This is a genomic window from Stenotrophomonas sp. TEPEL, assembly GCF_004348785.1.
Taxonomy (GTDB): Bacteria; Pseudomonadota; Gammaproteobacteria; order Xanthomonadales; family Xanthomonadaceae; genus Stenotrophomonas; species Stenotrophomonas indicatrix.
In genome coordinates this window covers 1,441,660-1,457,897 of the sequence record NZ_QQXJ01000001.1, presented here as the reverse complement: position 1 = coordinate 1,457,897, position 16,238 = coordinate 1,441,660, and the positions used below count along the sequence as shown (strand labels likewise).

The following is a 16,238-nucleotide window of genomic DNA, read 5'->3' as shown; positions in this document are numbered from 1 at the left end:
CTCTGGCTTCAATGGCCGGATGGCGGAGTGGTGGAATCGCGAACAATCAAGCGCGGGACCAGGGTCTGCTTGTCCCCTGCCCCTTCCGTGGAGGTGCCGTCCATCAACTGCAACAAACGCGACATCGCCCGATCGCCCAGTTCGGCAATGCTGACCTGCATGGTGGTCAGCGACGGGTGAACGAAACGCGCAAGCGGAATGTCATCGAAGCCGGCCAGGGCGACATCGGTGGGGACATGGACACCTGCCTGCGCGAAGGCATACAGGCAACCCAGGGCCATCATGTCGTTGGCGGCGAATACGGCATCGGGCAGCGTGCCGGCTGCCAGCAACTCCTGACCGGCGCGGTGGCCGGAAGCTTCGTCGAAATCACCGGGCAGCTCGATGCCTTCGGCGCCGCTGCCGAACGCCGCCAACGCGTCACGGAAGCCGCGCAGGCGCTCGCGCGCGTCGAAGTTGAGGTCCGGGCCAGAAATGAATGCAATGCGCCGATGGCCAGCATCGAGCAGGTGGCGGGTCATTGCCATCGCCCCTGCATGGTCATCAATGCTCAACACCGGATGGTCCTGCCCAGGCAGGTAGGTGTTGATGAGTACCGTCGGCAATGCCTGCGGCAGGTTGTCGGTCAGGAACCCGGGGCTCTCGGCATAGGGCGAGAGCACCAGCAGACCGTCGACCCGGCCGCGCATGGCACGCAGGGCTGCACCCTGCTGCTCCTGGTCGCCGTGATAGCTCGACACCAGCAGGTGCTGGCGCCGGCTGCGGGCGACGTTGTCGATGCCACGCATCAACTCGGAGAAGAATTCGCCGTACAGGTCCGGAAGCACCACACCCACCGTATTGGTGCGGCGGCTGCTCAGGCTGCGGGCGGCGGCGTGCGGGGTGTAACGCAGCCGTGCGGCCACCTCCAGCACAAGCTGGCGGACCGGTTCGGCGACATTTTCATGCCCGTTGAGCGCGCGCGAAACGGTGGCCACAGAGACCTTGGCTTCACGGGCGACGTCTTTGATTGTTATGGCTGCCTTGTTCACGAAGCCGCCCTCCACGGCTTGGACCTACCAGCATTGGCGCGGAATGTAAGCGTTTCCATCTGCGCTTGTAAACAGTCCGTTAGACGAATGTCCGCAAACGGACACGGAAACCTGTCCCTGGCAGGCCCATCAGCGGACCTGCCAGGACAACGCGGGACAAGGCCTCAGCCCTGCTCTGACGGGGTATGCGCGCGGATGGACAAGGCGTGGATGTCGGTTTCCATCAACGTGCCCAAGGCGGCGTAGACCGCGCGATGACGCGCCAGCGGGGCCATTCCCGCGAAGCACTCGCTGACCACATGCACGTTGAAATGGCCGCGACCATCGCGCGCTCCGGCATGGCCTGCATGGCGATGGCTGTCGTCTTCGATCTCAAGCACGCTGGGAGCCAGCGCCTGCTGCAGCGCGTCACGAATCTGCTCGATCCGTTCCGCGTTCACGGCAGCACCTTGCGGAACGGTCGCACCTGTACCCGCACATAGACGCCTGCGGCCACATAGGGATCGGCATCGGCCCAGGCCTGGGCCTGCTGCAACGAGTCGAAGCCGGCAATCACCACCGAGCCGCTGAACCCTGCCGGGCCCGGGTCTTCGCTGTCGATCGCCGGACACGGCCCGGCCAGAAGCAGGCGGCCTTCATCGCGCAGCGCGGTCAGCCGCGCCAGGTGCTCGGCCCGCGCCTGCAGCCGCTGGGCCAGCACATCCTGGCCGTCAAATCCTTCAATCACGTACCACACCGGCATGTCCTCGCTCGCGTTGCTGGTGCGCAGATTCTAGCCAATCCCGCCGCCTGCCCGGCCTCGGCTGGACACTGGCGCGGCAAAGGCTTACCCTAGGGACCATTGCACGTGGCTGGATGCAGCAGCCCGTCGGTTTTTGCGGCCAACGCAGCCCCCGACGACCGACCCGCTGCTTCGAACCGGTCCACCCGACCGGGCCACGTAGACGACCTCCCCGTAGTCCTGTCGCTGCCGTGTCCTGCGGAGCGCCCTGTTGTTGATGTGTGGAACCGCGCCGAGACAGGCGCGCCTGGTGTCCTGGCGGTCCGTGGCAGTTGCCCGGTGTGTCAGCTACCGCGACTGGTCCGTTGCAATCCTGATCTCCATTAGATGACTTCCGAACTCGCGCTCGACGCGAACACGCCAACCCGGCCGCCCGCCCCCCAGCAGCAGGAAATGCCGCTGGCCGTGGTGCATGGGCAACCTGTCCTGCAGATTCCGCAGGACCTGTACATCCCGCCGGATGCGCTGGAAGTCATCCTTGACGCCTTTGAAGGGCCGCTGGACCTGCTGCTGTACCTGATCCGCCGGCAGAACCTGGACGTGCTGGACATTCCCGTGGCCGAGATCACCCGGCAGTACGTGGAATACATCACCGTGATGCGCGAGCTGCGCTTCGAGCTTGCCGCCGAGTACCTGGTGATGGCGGCGATCCTGGCGGAAGTGAAGTCGCGCATGCTGCTGCCCCGCCCCCCCAGCGTGGAGGGCGAGGAAGCCGATCCGCGTGCGGAGCTGGTGCGACGGCTGCAGGAGTACGAACGTTTCAAGCAGGCCGCCGAGGATATCGACGCCCTGCCCCGGCAGGACCGTGACACCACCGTGGCCCATGCCTTCATGCCCGAGCGCGCCGCAGTGAAGCTGCCGCCGCCGGTGGACCTGAAGGAAATGCTGATGGCGCTGCACGACGTGCTCAAGCGCGCCGAGCTGTTCAGCGGCCACGCGATCAAGCGCGAAGCACTGAGTGTCCGGCAGCGCATGGGTGAAGTGCTGGGGCGGCTTGAAGACGGCAGGTTCTATCGTTTTGAAAACCTGTTCACCGCCGAAGAAGGCAAGCTGGGCGTGCTGGTCACGTTCCTGGCCGTGCTGGAACTGGCCAAGGAGCAGCTGCTGGACCTGGTGCAGGAAGAACCGCTGGCGCCGATCTACGTGAAGTCCCTGGCCGCCGGCAATACCAATGCCCCGCTGCAGTTCAGCAGCGAGTTCGACGACAACGACGCCGCCAATGAAAACGAGTGAGCGCTGACTGCCGATGGATCAAACGCTGATCAACCGCATTGTCGAAGGTGCGCTGCTGGCCTCCAGCCAGCCGCTCACCCTGGCCCAGCTGAAGGACCTGTTCCCGGAAGACGAGCCGGCACCACCGGGCAGCATCGAACGTGCGCTGGAACGGCTGCGCGAGGGCTGCCAGGACCGTGGCGTGGAACTGGTGGAGGTGGCTTCGGGCTTCCGCTACCAGGTGACCGCCGAAGTACATGGCTGGATCAGCCGGCTGTGGACCGAACGCAAGACCCGCTATACCCGCGCCACCCTGGAAACGCTGGCCCTGATCGCCTACCGGCAGCCGATCACCCGTGGCGAGATCGAGCAGGTGCGCGGCGTGGCGGTCAGCAGCAACATCATCCAGGCACTGGAAGAGCGCGAGTGGATCCGCGTGGTCGGCCACCGCGACGTGCCTGGCAAGCCCGCCCTGTTCGGCACCACCAAGGGCTTCCTGGACTACTTCGGGCTGAAGCGCCTGGACGAACTGCCGCCGCTGTCCGAGCTGAAGGACCTGGGCGACCTGGAACCGCAGCTGGCGCTGGATCGCGACGCAGCACCGGTCGCCAGCGCCGATGGCCCGGACGTGAGCGCCGAAGCCGCGGCAGCCGCTGCAAATGACGACACCGGCACCACCGCCGGCGACACCCCTGATTCTGCCGACGCATCTCCTGCGCCGGCCGACGATGAGCAAGCACCTTCGCCCTCCGATGATGGGCACCCCGATTCCGCGCCGGGCGAGCGCGCGGTGACAGTGAACGAACGCGAAGACAACGCCGTCGCGAAGACGACCGTGGCTGTTGACCAAGCCGATTCCGAACCAGAGGCCGACCTCGAAACCGTCGGCCGGAGCAAAACTGATGAGTGACACCCCCCGCAAGCCCTCGTTGAACAAGCTTTCGCTCAAGCGCGAAGCCACGTCCGAACAGTTCAAGCTGGAAGAACGCCTGCACAAGGTCCTGGCCCAGGCCGGCCTGGGTTCGCGCCGTGCGCTGGAACAGCGCATTGCCGAAGGCCTGGTCAAGGTCAACGGTGAAGTCGCGCAGACCGGCATGTCGGTCAAGAGCGGCGACAGGATCGAGCTCGACGGCCGCGGCTTCGTCGCCACCGCGCTGGCCGAGCCGTCGCGCGTGCTGGTCTACAACAAGCCGGAAGGCGAAGTGACCACGCGCGAAGACCCCGAAGGTCGCCCGACCGTGTTCGAATCCCTGCCGCCGCTGAAGGGCGCCCGCTGGATCGCCGTCGGCCGCCTGGACATCAACACCACCGGCCTGCTGCTGGCGACCACCGATGGTGAGCTGGCCAATGCCATGATGCACCCCTCCTTCGAGGTCGAGCGCGAGTACGTGGTGCGCGTGCGCGCCCCGGAAGGCGAGGACAAGGTGCCCGATGCCGTCGTCGACCGCCTCACCCGTGGTGTCGCGCTGGAAGATGGCCCGGCCAAGTTTGATGAGATCGAACGCATCGGCGGCACCGATTCGCACGACTGGTTCCGCGTCGTGGTGAAGGAAGGCCGCAACCGCGAAGTGCGCCGCCTGTGGGAATCGCAGGGCTGCCAAGTCAGCCGCCTCAAGCGCACCCGCTACGGCAAGGTCAGCCTGCCGCGCGAACTGGCCCGCGGCCAGTCCGTCGAACTGCCGGGCAGCCAGGTCGAAGCGCTGCGCGCCGAACTGAAGCTGGAAGAAGGCGCGCCGTCGGCCCTGACCCTGCAGCCGGTGATCGGCCAGCGTCGCGCCGCCAAGACCACCGTGCGCGTGCGCGAAGGTGGCCGCGGCAACGCTTACGTCAATGGTCACAACACCGCCGATGAAGGCCGCGAACTGCGTCGCTTCGACAACGTGCGCGAAGACCGCGGCCGCGGTCGCGGCGGCAAGGGCGGTGGCGGTTTCAAGGGCGGCCTGACCGTCAGTGGTGAAGCTGCTGCCAAGCAGTCGCAGCGCCCGTTCAAGCAGCGCGCGCCGAAGAACGACCGCTCGCTGCCGGAAGGCAACCCGGCCGCATTCCGTACCTGGTACGTGCCCGATGGCGTGAGCACCGGCCCGAGCGGCCACCGCAATGCCGGTCCGGGCGCTCGTGGCCCGGGTGCCCGTGGTCCGGGCGCAGGCGGCCAGGGCCGTCCGTACGGCAAGCCGAAGGGTCCGGGCGCAGGCGCCGGTGGCGGCCAGGGTCGCGGCGGGTTTGGGGGTGAAGGACGCGGTGGCGCGGGCGGCCAGGGTCGTCCGGCCGGCGCGGGCAACCGCTCGCAGGGCCAGGGCAACAAGCACCCGTACGGCCATCCGGGCAATGCTCCCAGCTTCCCGTCCGACCACGCCAACCCCGGCTTCAGCCCGTACGGCAGCTCGCGTCCGGCCGGCAACGGTCGTCCGGGCGGCAATGCCAATGCACGTCCGGGCGGCAACCGTGGTCCGGGTGGTCCGGGCGGCAACCGTGGTCCCGGCGGCCCGGGTGGCAACCGCGGCCCAGGTGGCCCCGGCGGCAACCGTGGCCCGGGTGGCCCGCGTCGCAGCGGCCCGCGCGGCGGCTGATCTCCACCTTCAATGAAGGACACAGCGATGACACGGATGTTGTCCCTCGGCGCCCGCATCGGCGCCGTGCTGGTGGCGCTGTTGCTGGTCGGCGGCTGCGAACGCGCTGCCGACCGGCTCAAGCAGGAAATCGCCGCCACGCAGAATCCCTGGCTGAAATCTTCGGCCCTGCACGATCCGGCCGACCGCATGCTGCGTCGGCTGATCGTCGATGAGCGCTATCTCACCCGCATCAAGCAGGCCGGCAGCAAGGACAAGGCTGCCGTGGCCGGTGCACAGCTTGCACTGGATGGCATCGGCCGCCTGCCCCGCCCCATGCTGGAGCGGCGTGCGCAGCTGCTGGCCGCAATGCTGCGCGGAATGCCGGTAGAGAAATGCGCACTGATCGCCCGCGCCACCACGGCCTCGGACATTGCGCAGGTAGGCAGGACCTTGTTCAACGAACTGGAGAAGCGTCCGCCGCAGGACATCGATTTCTGGTTCGAGATGAGCTACCAGGCCAGCCTCGCCGAGCTCGAACAGCGACCCGCAACCCCTGCCACTGAACAGCAGATTGCCGAGGCGACCGAGGCCCTGCTCGCCTCGATGGCTGACGAAACCACGCGCGAGCGTGCCATGGCGGTACTGCCGCGGATGGACACCGCACCGGCTGCCGACGTCTGCTGGGCATCGCTGATGCTGCTTGATGCCGCGTCCAGCACCGTGCCCGAACCACATCGCGGCACATTGGCCTGGCTGATGGCCCAGCAGTAGACACGGCGACGGAAGCCGGGCCCACGCGCCCGCTTCCCCGCGTTCGGCCGCGACCGCTCCACTCTCACCCTGCCGCTCGAGCGCTTTCGGCGCGCTGGAACGCCGCAGGCGTGGTCGCGACCATGCTGCGGAAGAAGGCGATGAACGGACTCTCTGCCGAGAATCCAAGTTCCAGCGCCACGTGCGCGACACGATGGCCAAGCAGCAGTTCCATGGCCCGCATCAACCGCCATTGCTGGCGCCACGCCTGGTAGCCCATGCCGGTATCGCGTTGCATCAGGCGCCCGATCGTACGCACGCTCAGTCCGCTGCGCCGGGCCAGCTCGCCCAGTTCGGGCGGCAGCTGCTCGGCCACCGGCATGCAGCGGGCGATGCGCGGGTCGCGCGGCAATGGCAGCTCCATTGGCTCCACCGGCGCAGCGGCAATCTCAAGCACGCACAGCGCCAGTTGATGCCCCGCTCGCGGCGCTTGCCAGTCATGTGCGAACGGCGCCTGCGCAATCGGCTCCAGCAGCGCCTGCAGCAGGGGACCGACACCAATGATTGCTGGCTGCTGCGGCAAGTACGCCGACAGCGTGGCATCGAAGTACAGCGACCGATAGTCCACCGCCTGTCGCATCTGCGCGCGGTGCAGCAGACCACCCGGAATCCACGCCGCGCGCGAAGGCGGCAACAGGCTGATGCGATCGCCGAACGTCAGCCGCGTGCAACCGGCGCGCGTGTACAGCAGTTGCGAACGTGCGTGCTGGTGCCAGCCGGAGTCATGCTCGGCCAGCGTGGCAGCGATACCGATCACCGGGGCGCTGCAGGCATCGGCATCGAAGCGAGCGTCGGGCTGCAGCCACGCCATGTCCGATTTCATCCATCTACTGTCGTAATCAATAGAGTGCGCCATCAGCACGGCCACGACAATGCGCGCCCCTGTTTCCGGAGCGCGCCGATGTCGCCTCGCCTGCTGTCCCTCACCATTGCGCTGCTGATGTTTCCGCAGCTGGCGCAGACCCTGTACAGCCCGGCGCTGGCCGATCTGGCGCAACGCTTCACCCTGCCGGCCAGCGCTGCCAGCCAGGCGATGAGCCTGTACCTGCTGGGGTTCGCGCTGGGCGTCCTGCTGTGGGGAAGGCTGGCCGACCGCATTGGCCGTCGCACCGCCCTGCTGGGTGGCCTGTGCGTTTTCGTGCTGGCGGCACTGGGCGGATTGGCGGCCGGCACGTTCGGCCAGGTGCTGGCTGCGCAGATGCTGGCCGCCCTGGGCGCCGCCGCCGCCTCGGTGGTGACCCAGACCGTGCTGCGCGACCACCTTCAAGGGCCCGCGCTGGCGCAGGCGTTCTCCTGGATTGGCATGGCGCTGGCGCTGAGCCCGGCGATTGGGCTGGCACTGGGCTCGCTGCTGGTCGCTGCCGATGGCTATGCCGGCGTACAGGCCGGCCTGCTGCTGATCGCTGCATTGCTGATGCTCGGCTGCGTGACCGGGCTGCGTGAAAGCCGGCCCGCGCAGATCGCGCCCGTAGCGCTGCGGCCCCTGCTGCGGCAACTGCTGGGCGACCGTTGGATCTGGTCGAACGCGCTGCTGGTCATGGCCTTCAACGTGGCCATGTACAGCTGGTACGCGCTGGGGCCGTTCGTGTTCGCACGCCTGCACTGGCCCGCCAGCTGGTTCGGCGCCAGCGGTGCGGTGCTGGCGCTGGGTTCGGCGTTGGGCGCCTGGGCCAATGGCCGCCTGTTGCGTGCCGGCGCCCCTGCGTTGACGCGCATCCGCATCGCGGCATCGCTGGTACTGGCCGGTGGCGTCCTGGCCGCGCTGCTGCGCGGGCAACCGGTCATGGTGATGGCGATGTTGCCGGTCGTGGCGGGATTCGGCCTGGCCATCCCCAATGTGCTCGGGCAGGCACTACGAGGCTATGCACACTGCCTGGGCAGTGCCGGCGCCCTGTTCGGCCTGCTCTACTACCTGCTGATCGGCGCGGCGATGGCCGTTGTCGGCGCACTGCAGATGCTGGCGCCATCCATCATCGCCTGTGCACTGCTGGCGCTGTGGTTGCTGCGTCCGCGGAGCGCGCTGGCCTAGGAATTGCTGCAAAGGCCCTGCACTGTGCGCCACTGCCGGAAACCGCGCGGTAGCGCTGGCTATGGTGCATGTTCTCCGCAACCACGCAGATGCCGATGATCACCATCACAGCAGAGCAGGCCCGTGCAAACGCTGACGCCGCCACTCGACCGATCGAGCAGTACTACAGGGATCTGGACAAATCGATCCAGGTCGGCTCGGAAAACGGCCGCCGTTACATCGTGTTCGGCTTCAACAAGGCGCTGGCCAGCGAGCGCCTCATCGACGGTGTCGTCGAGCAACTGCTCAAGAACCGCTTCAGCGTCGAACGGCTGCCCAGCGACGCCGAGCAGCACTACATCCGCATCAGCTGGGAAGCCGGCGAACCCTCCCGCCTCAACGCCGGCTGATGGTGAACGCCGCGCCGTCCACACCCAGGTCCCAGCCCTTGCCGGTACCGGACAGGGCCAGCGAGATATCGCCCTTGGTCATCACCTGCGCGTTGCTGGACTTCACCGCACCGGCATGCGCGCCGACCGAGGCGTAGGTGCCCAGCAGCTCGCCGACGCTGCCGGCGCCGGTGAAGCTGCCACGGCCATCGGTGATCTTCGACTTGCCGACGGTCAGGCCGCCGCCCTTCAGCTGGATCCGCACCGGCATGCTGGAACCGTTGGTGCAGTGGATGGTGCCGTTGCCCGAGGCGGTCTTGTAGATCAGTGACCAGCCGGACAGGTTGTAGCGCAGCTGGCAGTCAAGGTTGCCACCGGCCTGCGCGGTCGGGGCCAAGGACGCTGCGGCGAGCGCCAGCAGCAGGGCAAACGGCTTGGTATTCATCGGCATAACATCCACATCGGTCGGAATGTGGGCGAATCTAGCAGCGCGCGCGTGCACGTTGGATGCAGGCGCGCGCGGTGGGGCGGGAAGCGTTCAGCCGCCGTATCAGGCCTGCACATCCAGATGGAAGGCATCGGCATCGAGCATGGCCGGGAAGCGTGCACGATGCGAGGCCAGTGCTTCGGCGGAGATGGTGGTGGTCACCACCTGCTCGCGCTCGCGGATCTCCACCTGCGGCTGGCCGAGGAAGTCGATGACCGCGCTGTCGCCGGCGTAATGCAGCTGGTTGCCGTCCACGCCCACGCGGTTGACCGCAGCGACGAAGCACAGGTTCTCGATCGCGCGCGCACGCAGCAGGGTCTTCCACGCATAGGCGCGCGCGGAAGGCCAGTTGGCGACGAAGATCTGCAGGTCGAAGTCCAGCTGTTCAACACGCTCGACGTTGTAGCGGTTGCGGCAGAACACCGGGAAACGCAGGTCGTAGCAGACCTGCGGATTGATCCGCCAGCCCTTCCATTCCACGCACAACCGGTCGCGGCCGGCGGCGTAGCGCTCGTGCTCGCCGCCGTAACGGAACAGGTGACGCTTGTCGTAGTACTGCAGGCCACCATCGGGGGTGGCGAACAGCAGGCGGTTGTAGACGCCCTCGCCATCGCGCAGCTGCACGCTGCCGATCACTGCCGCATTCAAGGCTTTGGCCTGCGCGCGCACCCACGCCACGGTCGGGCCGTCCATGCCTTCGGCCTGTGCGATGGCTTCGTTGGAGAAGCCGCTGGTGAAGGTTTCCGGCAGGATCACCAGGTCGGTGGTGCCGGCCAGCGGCGCCAGCAACGCACCGTAATAGGCACGGTTGCCGGCCGGGTCGTGCCAGCGGGTATCGCCCTGGACGAGGGAAATGCGCAGGTCCTGCATGCTGTCTCCTCCGCTCACAGCAGGCGCAGGCGTTCGATCGCCGCGTCCAGGGTGGCCTCGTTCTTGGCGAAGCACAGGCGCACCAGGCGCTGGCCGACCGGCGCGGTTTCGTAGAACGGCGACAGCGGAATGGCGGTGACGCCCTTCTCGATGGTCAGCCACTTCACGAACTCGTGGTCCGGCAGGTCACTGATGGCCGAATAATCGACCAGCTGGAAGTAGCCGCCCGGCACCGGCAGCGCCTTCAGGCGGGTGCCGGCCAGCTGCTCGCGGAAACGGTCGCGCTTGGCTTCATAGAACGCGCCCAGTTGCAGATGATGCTGCGGCTCGTCGCGGATCATCGCGGCGAAACCGTACTGCGCCGGGCCGAAGCTGGTGAAGGTGTTGTACTGGTGCACCTTGCGGAACTCGGCGGTCATTGCCGCTGGCGCCACCGCATAACCGATCTTCCAGCCGGTGCAGTGATAGGTCTTGCCGAAGCTGGAGATGACGAAGGTGCGCTCGCGCAGTTCCGGGTAGCGCAGCGCCGATTCGTGGCGACGGCCGTCGTAGATGATGTGCTCGTACACTTCATCGGATATCAGGTAGATCTGCGTGCCGCGCAGCACATCGGCCAGCGCCTGCATGTCGGCCTCGTCCAGCATCGCGCCGGACGGGTTGTGCGGGGTGTTGACCATCAGCAGGCGGGTGCGCGGGGTGATCGCCGCGCGCACGCGGTCCCAGTCCACCGCGAAGGTCTGCGGGTCCAGCGGTACGTGCACGGCGGTGGCGCCGGCCAGTTCGATCGCCGGTTCATAGCAGTCGTAGGCCGGGTCGAGCACGATCACTTCCTCGCCGGCACGCACCACGGCGTGGATGGCGTTGAAGATCGCCTCGGTGGCGCCGCTGGTGACGGTGATCTCGGTGTCCGGATCGATCGTCGCGCCGTACAGGTCCAGCGACTTCTGCGCGATGGCCTGGCGCAGCGGTGCCACGCCGGTCATCGGCGGGTACTGGTTCAGGCCGGCGGCCATCGCCTTGCTGGTCTCGTCGATCAGGCGCTGCGGCGCGGAGAAATCCGGGAACCCCTGGCCGAGGTTGACCGCGCCGTGTTCGGCGGCGAGCTGGGACATCACGGTGAAGATCGTGGTACCGACCTTGGGCAGCTTGGTGTTCGGTTGCATCGGCCTGGGCTGTGGGGAAACAAGGGCTGGAAGTGTACGAAATCCCGACCCGGCCTGCGGCGCCGACGGTAGCGCCGGGTCATACCCGGCGGCTCTTTGCACATGCCGCACCGATGGCAAGCCGCGCTGCGTGCTCCCGGGCATGGCCCGGCGCTACCGGGTCACATTCACCGCTACAATTGCTGCCGCACTCCCGCATGAAGACCCCTGCGCCTTGAACACCCCTGCATTGCTGGCCGCCAGCGGCCTGAGCTTCTCCCGCAATGACGAGCCGGTGTTCGGCCCGCTGGACTTCCACGTGGATGCCGGCGAGGCCCTGTTGGTGCAGGGCGGCAACGGTGCCGGCAAGACCACCCTGCTGCGCGTGCTGTCGGGCCTGGCGCGCCCGGGCGCGGGCCAGGTGCTGATCGATGGCAGGCCGGCCAGCAACGCCGAGCGTGCGCGCTATGTCGCCTACCTCAGCCACCTGCCGGCGCTGAAGCCGGACCTGGACACGCTGGAGAACCTGCATTTCCTCTGCGGCCTGCACGGCCGCCGCGCACGGCAGATGCCGGGCAATGCGCTGGCCATCGTCGGCCTGGCCGGCTACGAGGACACCCTTGTGCGGCACCTGTCGGCCGGACAGAAGCGGCGGCTGGCCCTGGCCCGCATCTGGCTGTCGCCGGCACCGCTGTGGCTGCTCGACGAACCCTATGCCAACCTCGACCTGGAAGGCATCAACCTGGTCAACCGGATGATTTCCGCACACCTGCGCAGTGGCGGCGCCGCCCTGGTCACCACGCATGGCGCCTATGCCGCCCCGCCGGTACGCACCCGCCAGCTCGATCTGGGGGGTGTAGCATGATCGCGCCAGGCACCGAACCAGGCCTGTGGCAGACCGCCAGCGCGCTGATTGCGCGCGACCTGCGCCTGCTCTGGCGGCGTCGCGGCGATGCCCTGCAGCCGGTGCTGTTTGCCCTGCTGGTGGTGGTGCTGTTCGCCCTGGCCCAGGGCCGGGACCCGCAGCCGCTGGCCGCCACCGCCGGTGCGGTACTGTGGTTGGCGGTACTGCTGGCCGGGCAGCTGGCGCTGGATTCGCTGTTCCGCTCCGACGCCGAAGACGGTTCGCTTGAACAATGGCTGCTGGCGCCGGTGCCACTGGCGTGGCTGGTGCTGGTGCGGGTGCTGCTGCATTGGGCGACCACCGCCCTGCCACTGATCCTGCTGAGCCCGTTGCTGGCGGAAATGCTGCATCTGCCGCATGACCAGCTGCCGATGTTGCTGGCATCGTTGCTGCTGGGAACACCGTTGTTGAGCCTGATCGGTGGCGTGGTTGCTGCACTGACCGTCGGCATCAGGCGCTCTGGTATTCTCGTGGCGTTGCTGTCGTTGCCGTTGTACGTACCGGTGCTTGTCTTCGGTGCCGGCAGCCTGGCGGCAGCCAGCCGCGGGCAGGATCCGGTCGGTGCGCTGCTGATGCTGGGCGCTGGACTGGTGATCGCCCTGGTGCTGGCACCGCTGGCCACCGCTGCTGCGATCCGTATTTCTCTGAGTTGACCGAGCTGAGAGCCAATCCACCCCTGCTGGATAGCCGCCACGCATGAATCCGATCGTCCGCTGGTTCCATCAACTCGGTTCGCCCCCGACCTTCGATCGTTTCGCCGCACGCTGGTCCCGCGTGTTCTACGCCGCGGCGGTTCCGGTGCTGCTGATCGGCCTGTGGCAGGGGCTGTTCGTGGCACCGCCGGAACAGAACCAGCACGACGCCTTCCGCATCATCTACATCCATGTACCCAGCGCCTGGATGAGCCTGTTCGTGTTCGCGCTGATGGCCGCCTACGCCGCCGTGGCGCTGATCTGGCGCATCAAGATCTGCGAGATCCTGGCGATGGCCTGTGCGCCGATGGGCGCCGGCTTCACCCTGATCACCCTGCTGACCGGCAGCATCTGGGGCAAGGGCACCTGGGGCACCTGGTGGGACTGGGATCCGCGCATGACCAGCGAGCTGATCCTGCTGTTCCTGTACCTGGGCGTGATCGGCCTGTACCACGCCATCGAAGACCGCCGCAGTGCCGCACGCGCGGCCGGCCTGCTGGCCATCGTCGGCGTGGGCCTGCTGCCGATCATCCGTTACTCGGTGGACTGGTGGGGCGCGCTGCACCAGCGCCAGTCGATCAACGTGTTCGGCGAGAACGCCGTGCGGCCGGAACTGATCGCCCCGCTGTGGTGGATGGTGGTGGCCACCAAGCTGTGGTTCGTCGGCTCGCTGCTGGCCAAGGCGCGTGCCGACAACATCGCGCGCGAGGCCGGCAAGGCCTGGGTCGGCGAGCGCTTCGGCACCGCGGATGGGGAGGCTCGGCGATGACCCACCTGCCCTACCTCATCGCCGCGTTCGCGGTATTCCTGCTGGTGCTGGCCTGCGATGCGCTGGGGTCGTGGCTGCGCCTGCGCAGCGCCCGACAGCTGGCGCAACGCCGCCAGCAGCGGCTGCAGGCGCGTAGCAACGCGTCGGCACCGGCGCCGCTGGCTACCGAGCTCAGCCGATGACGCCGGTACAGCGACGCCGCATGATCTGGGTGCTCCTGCTGTTGCTGGCCTCCGGGCTGGCGACCACGCTGGTGGCCTTCGCCCTGCAGCGCAACATCGCCTACCTGTACACGCCTTCGGAAGTGCTGCGCGGGGACGTGGATGCGCAGTCCCGCTTCCGCTTGGGCGGCATGGTGGTGAAGGGGTCCTTCGATCGACCCAGCGGCTCGCTGCAGGCCCACTTCGTGGTCACCGACGGCGATGCGACGCTGCCGGTCAGTACCGACCGCATCCTGCCGGACATGTTCCGCGAGGGGACCGCCGTGGTCGCCAGCGGTCGCCTGCAGGACGGTACCTTCGTCGCTGACGAGGTGCTGGCCAAGCACGATGAGAACTACGTGCCCAAGGAAGTGGCCGACAAGATGGGCGATGCGCATCGCAAGCACGATGTGCCGGTCACGGCGCCCGAGGCGCGCTGAGTGCTTCCCGAATTCGGTCAGATCCTCCTGCTGTGCGCGCTGCTGGCCTCGCTGCTGCAGGCGGTGCTGCCGCTGGTGGGCGCGCAGCGCGGCAATGACGCATGGATGGCCGTTGCCCGCCCGGCGGCCTTTGCCCAACTGGTGCTGCTGGCCGGCGCCTTCGCCGTACTGACGGCGGCCTTCGTGCAACAGGATTTCTCGGTGCGCTACGTCGCCGAGAACTCCAATTCGCTGCTGCCGTTGATCTACCGCTATTCGGCGGTGTGGGGGGCTCACGAAGGCTCGCTGCTGATGTGGGCGCTGGTGCTGGCGCTGTGGACCGGTGCAGTGGCGCTGTTCTCGCGCCACCTGCCGGCACCGGTACAGGCGCGCGTGCTGGCGGTGATGGGCATGGTCAGCGTCGGCTTCCTCGCCTTCCTGATCTTCACCTCCAATCCGTTCCTGCGCTTGAACCCGGTGCCACTGGAAGGCCGTGACCTCAACCCGTTGCTGCAGGACCCGGGGCTGATCATCCATCCGCCCATGCTGTACCTGGGCTACGTCGGCTTCGCGGTGCCGTTCGCCTTCGCCGTGGCGGCACTGCTGGAAGGCCGCGTCGATGCACGCTGGCAACGCTGGACGCGGCCCTGGACCAATGTCGCCTGGGGCTTCCTCACGCTGGGCATCGCACTGGGCAGCTGGTGGGCGTACTACGAGCTGGGCTGGGGCGGATGGTGGTTCTGGGACCCGGTCGAGAACGCCAGCTTCATGCCGTGGCTGGTCGGCGCGGCGCTGATCCATTCGCAGGCAGTCACCGAAAAGCGCGGCACCTTCGGCAGCTGGACGCTGCTGCTGGCCATCGCGGCGTTCGCGCTGTCGCTGCTGGGCACCTTCCTGGTGCGCTCCGGCGTGCTGACCAGCGTGCATTCGTTCGCGGCCGATCCCTCGCGTGGGCTGTTCATCCTGATCTTCCTGTCGGTGCTGGTGGGGGGCAGCCTGCTGCTGTATGCACTGCGTGCGCCACGGCTGGCCGTGGATGCCGGCGATCCGCGCCGTGGCTTCACCGCGACCTCGCGCGAAACCCTGCTGCTGGCCAACAACCTGCTGCTGGCCAGCGCCTGCGCGATGGTCCTGCTGGGCACCCTCTACCCGCTGCTGGCCGATGCGCTGTCGCTGGGCAAGATCTCGGTGGGCCCTCCGTACTTCGGCAGCCTGTTCCTGCTGCTGATGGCACCGATGGTGATGCTGCTGCCGTTCGGTCCGCTGGTGAAGTGGCAGCGCGACCAACCTTCGCGCGCACTGGCATTGCTGTTGCCATGGGCGGGCCTGGCTGTGCTGCTTGGCGCCTGGGCCTGGTGGCAGGCGCCGCAGAATGGCTGGAAGGCCGGCATCGGCGTTGCGGCTGCGGCCTGGGTTGGGCTGGGCACCGCCCGGTTCGTCTGGCAGCGCCTGCGTGGCAATGGCCGCTTCACTGCCGAGATGCTTGGCATGATCGTCGCCCATGCCGGTGTCGCGGTGTTCCTGGCCGGCGCGCTGCTGGTGGAAGCATTGAACGTGCAGCGCGAAGTGGCGCTGTCGCCGGGCCAGCAGGTGGTGGTCGCCGGCCACGAAGTGCGCTTCGAGGGCGTGGACCACCGCGAAGGCCCCAATTTCATCGCTGATCGCGGCCATCTGCGGGTGCTGCGCGACGGTCGCGAACTGGCCCTGCTGCATCCCGAGAAGCGCCAGTACGCCAGCGGCGGCCAGGTGATGACCGAGGCTGGCATGGATGCACGCCTCAGCGGTGATGTCTACGTGGCATTGGGCGAGCCGCTGGGCAACAATGCATGGGCGGTACGGGTGCACATCAAGCCCTTCGTGCGCTGGATCTGGCTGGGCGCGCTGTTGATGGCCCTGGGCGGATTCATCACCGCTGCCGATCGCCGCTTTCGTCGTCCGTAGGAGTTCCCCATGTCCGAGNCACCCGCCCCACGCC

19 protein-coding genes are annotated in these 16,238 nt (G+C 67.7%); 12 read left to right on the top strand and 7 right to left on the bottom strand.

What is annotated here, in order from left to right; all coding sequences use genetic code 11:
• Window positions 1-8: 8 nt before the first annotated feature.
• The 3 genes from TEP_RS06520 to TEP_RS06510 form a co-directional block, all read right to left on the bottom strand.
• Window positions 9-1,031: a LacI family DNA-binding transcriptional regulator gene (locus TEP_RS06520; RefSeq protein WP_025876505.1), complete on the bottom strand. Its 1,023-nt coding sequence runs from the start codon at window positions 1,029-1,031 to the stop codon at window positions 9-11.
• Between the two features lie 164 nt (window positions 1,032-1,195).
• On the bottom strand, window positions 1,196-1,471 hold the full coding sequence (locus TEP_RS06515) for a BolA family protein (protein ID WP_132824684.1): 276 nt from the start codon (window positions 1,469-1,471) through the stop codon (window positions 1,196-1,198).
• On the bottom strand, window positions 1,468-1,767 hold the full coding sequence (locus TEP_RS06510) for a YciI family protein (protein WP_132826463.1): 300 nt from the start codon (window positions 1,765-1,767) through the stop codon (window positions 1,468-1,470). Before TEP_RS06510 ends, TEP_RS06515 begins: the two co-directional genes overlap by 4 nt.
• Before the next feature lie 372 nt (window positions 1,768-2,139).
• Between TEP_RS06510 and TEP_RS06505 the strand changes: the two genes are divergently transcribed.
• From TEP_RS06505 to TEP_RS06490, 4 genes are read left to right on the top strand one after another with little or no spacing between them, the layout of a single operon-like run.
• Window positions 2,140-3,045: a ScpA family protein gene (locus TEP_RS06505; protein WP_093821231.1), complete on the top strand. Its 906-nt coding sequence runs from the start codon at window positions 2,140-2,142 to the stop codon at window positions 3,043-3,045.
• Window positions 3,046-3,058: 13 nt separating this feature from the next.
• Window positions 3,059-3,934, top strand: coding sequence for an SMC-Scp complex subunit ScpB (gene scpB, locus TEP_RS06500; RefSeq protein ID WP_132824683.1), 876 nt, complete (start codon window positions 3,059-3,061; stop codon window positions 3,932-3,934).
• Window positions 3,927-5,591, top strand: a complete 1,665-nt coding sequence (locus tag TEP_RS06495) for a pseudouridine synthase (protein ID WP_132824682.1) — start codon at window positions 3,927-3,929, stop codon at window positions 5,589-5,591. The genes scpB and TEP_RS06495 overlap by 8 nt, the downstream gene beginning before the upstream one ends.
• 27 nt (window positions 5,592-5,618) lie before the next feature.
• On the top strand, window positions 5,619-6,344 hold the full coding sequence (locus TEP_RS06490) for a hypothetical protein (protein ID WP_132824681.1): 726 nt from the start codon (window positions 5,619-5,621) through the stop codon (window positions 6,342-6,344).
• A gap of 64 nt (window positions 6,345-6,408) precedes the next feature.
• Here the strand turns inward: TEP_RS06490 and TEP_RS06485 are convergent, their stop codons facing one another.
• The gene (locus TEP_RS06485) at window positions 6,409-7,194 is read right to left on the bottom strand and encodes a helix-turn-helix transcriptional regulator (RefSeq protein WP_132824680.1); all 786 of its coding nucleotides are present in this window, start codon (window positions 7,192-7,194) and stop codon (window positions 6,409-6,411) included.
• A 90-nt stretch (window positions 7,195-7,284) separates the two neighbouring features.
• On the opposite strand from TEP_RS06485, the gene TEP_RS06480 reads away from it, so the two are divergent.
• Together TEP_RS06480 and TEP_RS06475 are read left to right on the top strand one after the other, a co-directional pair.
• Complete coding sequence (locus tag TEP_RS06480) at window positions 7,285-8,412, top strand: MFS transporter (protein WP_132824679.1); 1,128 nt, start codon at window positions 7,285-7,287, stop codon at window positions 8,410-8,412.
• Window positions 8,413-8,480: 68 nt separating this feature from the next.
• Window positions 8,481-8,801, top strand: a complete 321-nt coding sequence (locus TEP_RS06475) for a hypothetical protein (RefSeq protein WP_240790640.1) — start codon at window positions 8,481-8,483, stop codon at window positions 8,799-8,801.
• Here TEP_RS06475 and TEP_RS06470 read toward each other — a convergent pair.
• The 3 genes from TEP_RS06470 to TEP_RS06460 form a co-directional block, all read right to left on the bottom strand.
• On the bottom strand, window positions 8,788-9,225 hold the full coding sequence (locus TEP_RS06470; protein WP_132824678.1) for a hypothetical protein: 438 nt from the start codon (window positions 9,223-9,225) through the stop codon (window positions 8,788-8,790). The genes TEP_RS06475 and TEP_RS06470 overlap by 14 nt on opposite strands.
• A 105-nt stretch (window positions 9,226-9,330) precedes the next feature.
• Complete coding sequence (locus TEP_RS06465; protein ID WP_132824677.1) at window positions 9,331-10,137, bottom strand: amidohydrolase; 807 nt, start codon at window positions 10,135-10,137, stop codon at window positions 9,331-9,333.
• A 14-nt stretch (window positions 10,138-10,151) separates the two neighbouring features.
• Window positions 10,152-11,300: a pyridoxal phosphate-dependent aminotransferase gene (locus tag TEP_RS06460; protein WP_032978768.1), complete on the bottom strand. Its 1,149-nt coding sequence runs from the start codon at window positions 11,298-11,300 to the stop codon at window positions 10,152-10,154.
• Window positions 11,301-11,442: 142 nt separating this feature from the next.
• On the opposite strand from TEP_RS06460, the gene ccmA reads away from it, so the two are divergent.
• Genes ccmA through TEP_RS06430 form a run of 6 tightly spaced genes read left to right on the top strand, consistent with a single transcriptional unit; the run spans window position 11,443 to window position 16,204 of the window.
• Complete coding sequence (gene ccmA / locus TEP_RS06455; RefSeq protein ID WP_132824676.1) at window positions 11,443-12,144, top strand: heme ABC exporter ATP-binding protein CcmA; 702 nt, start codon at window positions 11,443-11,445, stop codon at window positions 12,142-12,144.
• Window positions 12,141-12,836 carry a heme exporter protein CcmB gene (gene ccmB / locus TEP_RS06450; protein WP_132824675.1) on the top strand — a complete coding sequence of 232 codons (696 nt, stop codon included), beginning with the start codon at window positions 12,141-12,143 and terminating at the stop codon, window positions 12,834-12,836. The genes ccmA and ccmB overlap by 4 nt, the downstream gene beginning before the upstream one ends.
• A 43-nt stretch (window positions 12,837-12,879) precedes the next feature.
• Window positions 12,880-13,644: a heme ABC transporter permease CcmC gene (ccmC, locus tag TEP_RS06445; protein WP_132824674.1), complete on the top strand. Its 765-nt coding sequence runs from the start codon at window positions 12,880-12,882 to the stop codon at window positions 13,642-13,644.
• Window positions 13,641-13,826: a heme exporter protein CcmD gene (gene ccmD / locus TEP_RS06440; RefSeq protein ID WP_132824673.1), complete on the top strand. Its 186-nt coding sequence runs from the start codon at window positions 13,641-13,643 to the stop codon at window positions 13,824-13,826. The genes ccmC and ccmD overlap by 4 nt, the downstream gene beginning before the upstream one ends.
• The gene (gene ccmE, locus TEP_RS06435; protein ID WP_025876474.1) at window positions 13,823-14,284 is read left to right on the top strand and encodes a cytochrome c maturation protein CcmE; all 462 of its coding nucleotides are present in this window, start codon (window positions 13,823-13,825) and stop codon (window positions 14,282-14,284) included. Before ccmD ends, ccmE begins: the two co-directional genes overlap by 4 nt.
• The gene (locus TEP_RS06430; protein ID WP_132824672.1) at window positions 14,285-16,204 is read left to right on the top strand and encodes a heme lyase CcmF/NrfE family subunit; all 1,920 of its coding nucleotides are present in this window, start codon (window positions 14,285-14,287) and stop codon (window positions 16,202-16,204) included.
• Window positions 16,205-16,238: the final 34 nt, after the last annotated feature.

Excerpts from the sequence above, each read along its gene's own strand:
- TEP_RS06505 (WP_093821231.1), top strand. The coding sequence starts at position 2,140 with ATGACTTCCGAACTCGCGCTCGACGCGAACACGCCAACCCGGCCGCCC.
- scpB (WP_132824683.1), top strand. The coding sequence starts at position 3,059 with ATGGATCAAACGCTGATCAACCGCATTGTCGAAGGTGCGCTGCTGGCC.
- TEP_RS06495 (WP_132824682.1), top strand. The coding sequence starts at position 3,927 with ATGAGTGACACCCCCCGCAAGCCCTCGTTGAACAAGCTTTCGCTCAAG.
- TEP_RS06490 (WP_132824681.1), top strand. The coding sequence starts at position 5,619 with ATGACACGGATGTTGTCCCTCGGCGCCCGCATCGGCGCCGTGCTGGTG.
- TEP_RS06485 (WP_132824680.1), bottom strand. The coding sequence starts at position 7,194 with ATGGCGTGGCTGCAGCCCGACGCTCGCTTCGATGCCGATGCCTGCAGC.
- TEP_RS06480 (WP_132824679.1), top strand. The coding sequence starts at position 7,285 with ATGTCGCCTCGCCTGCTGTCCCTCACCATTGCGCTGCTGATGTTTCCG.
- TEP_RS06475 (WP_240790640.1), top strand. The coding sequence starts at position 8,481 with ATGTTCTCCGCAACCACGCAGATGCCGATGATCACCATCACAGCAGAG.
- TEP_RS06470 (WP_132824678.1), bottom strand. The coding sequence starts at position 9,225 with ATGAATACCAAGCCGTTTGCCCTGCTGCTGGCGCTCGCCGCAGCGTCC.
- TEP_RS06465 (WP_132824677.1), bottom strand. The coding sequence starts at position 10,137 with ATGCAGGACCTGCGCATTTCCCTCGTCCAGGGCGATACCCGCTGGCAC.
- TEP_RS06460 (WP_032978768.1), bottom strand. The coding sequence starts at position 11,300 with ATGCAACCGAACACCAAGCTGCCCAAGGTCGGTACCACGATCTTCACC.
- ccmA (WP_132824676.1), top strand. The coding sequence starts at position 11,443 with ATGGCCCGGCGCTACCGGGTCACATTCACCGCTACAATTGCTGCCGCA.
- ccmB (WP_132824675.1), top strand. The coding sequence starts at position 12,141 with ATGATCGCGCCAGGCACCGAACCAGGCCTGTGGCAGACCGCCAGCGCG.
- ccmC (WP_132824674.1), top strand. The coding sequence starts at position 12,880 with ATGAATCCGATCGTCCGCTGGTTCCATCAACTCGGTTCGCCCCCGACC.
- ccmD (WP_132824673.1), top strand. The coding sequence starts at position 13,641 with ATGACCCACCTGCCCTACCTCATCGCCGCGTTCGCGGTATTCCTGCTG.
- ccmE (WP_025876474.1), top strand. The coding sequence starts at position 13,823 with ATGACGCCGGTACAGCGACGCCGCATGATCTGGGTGCTCCTGCTGTTG.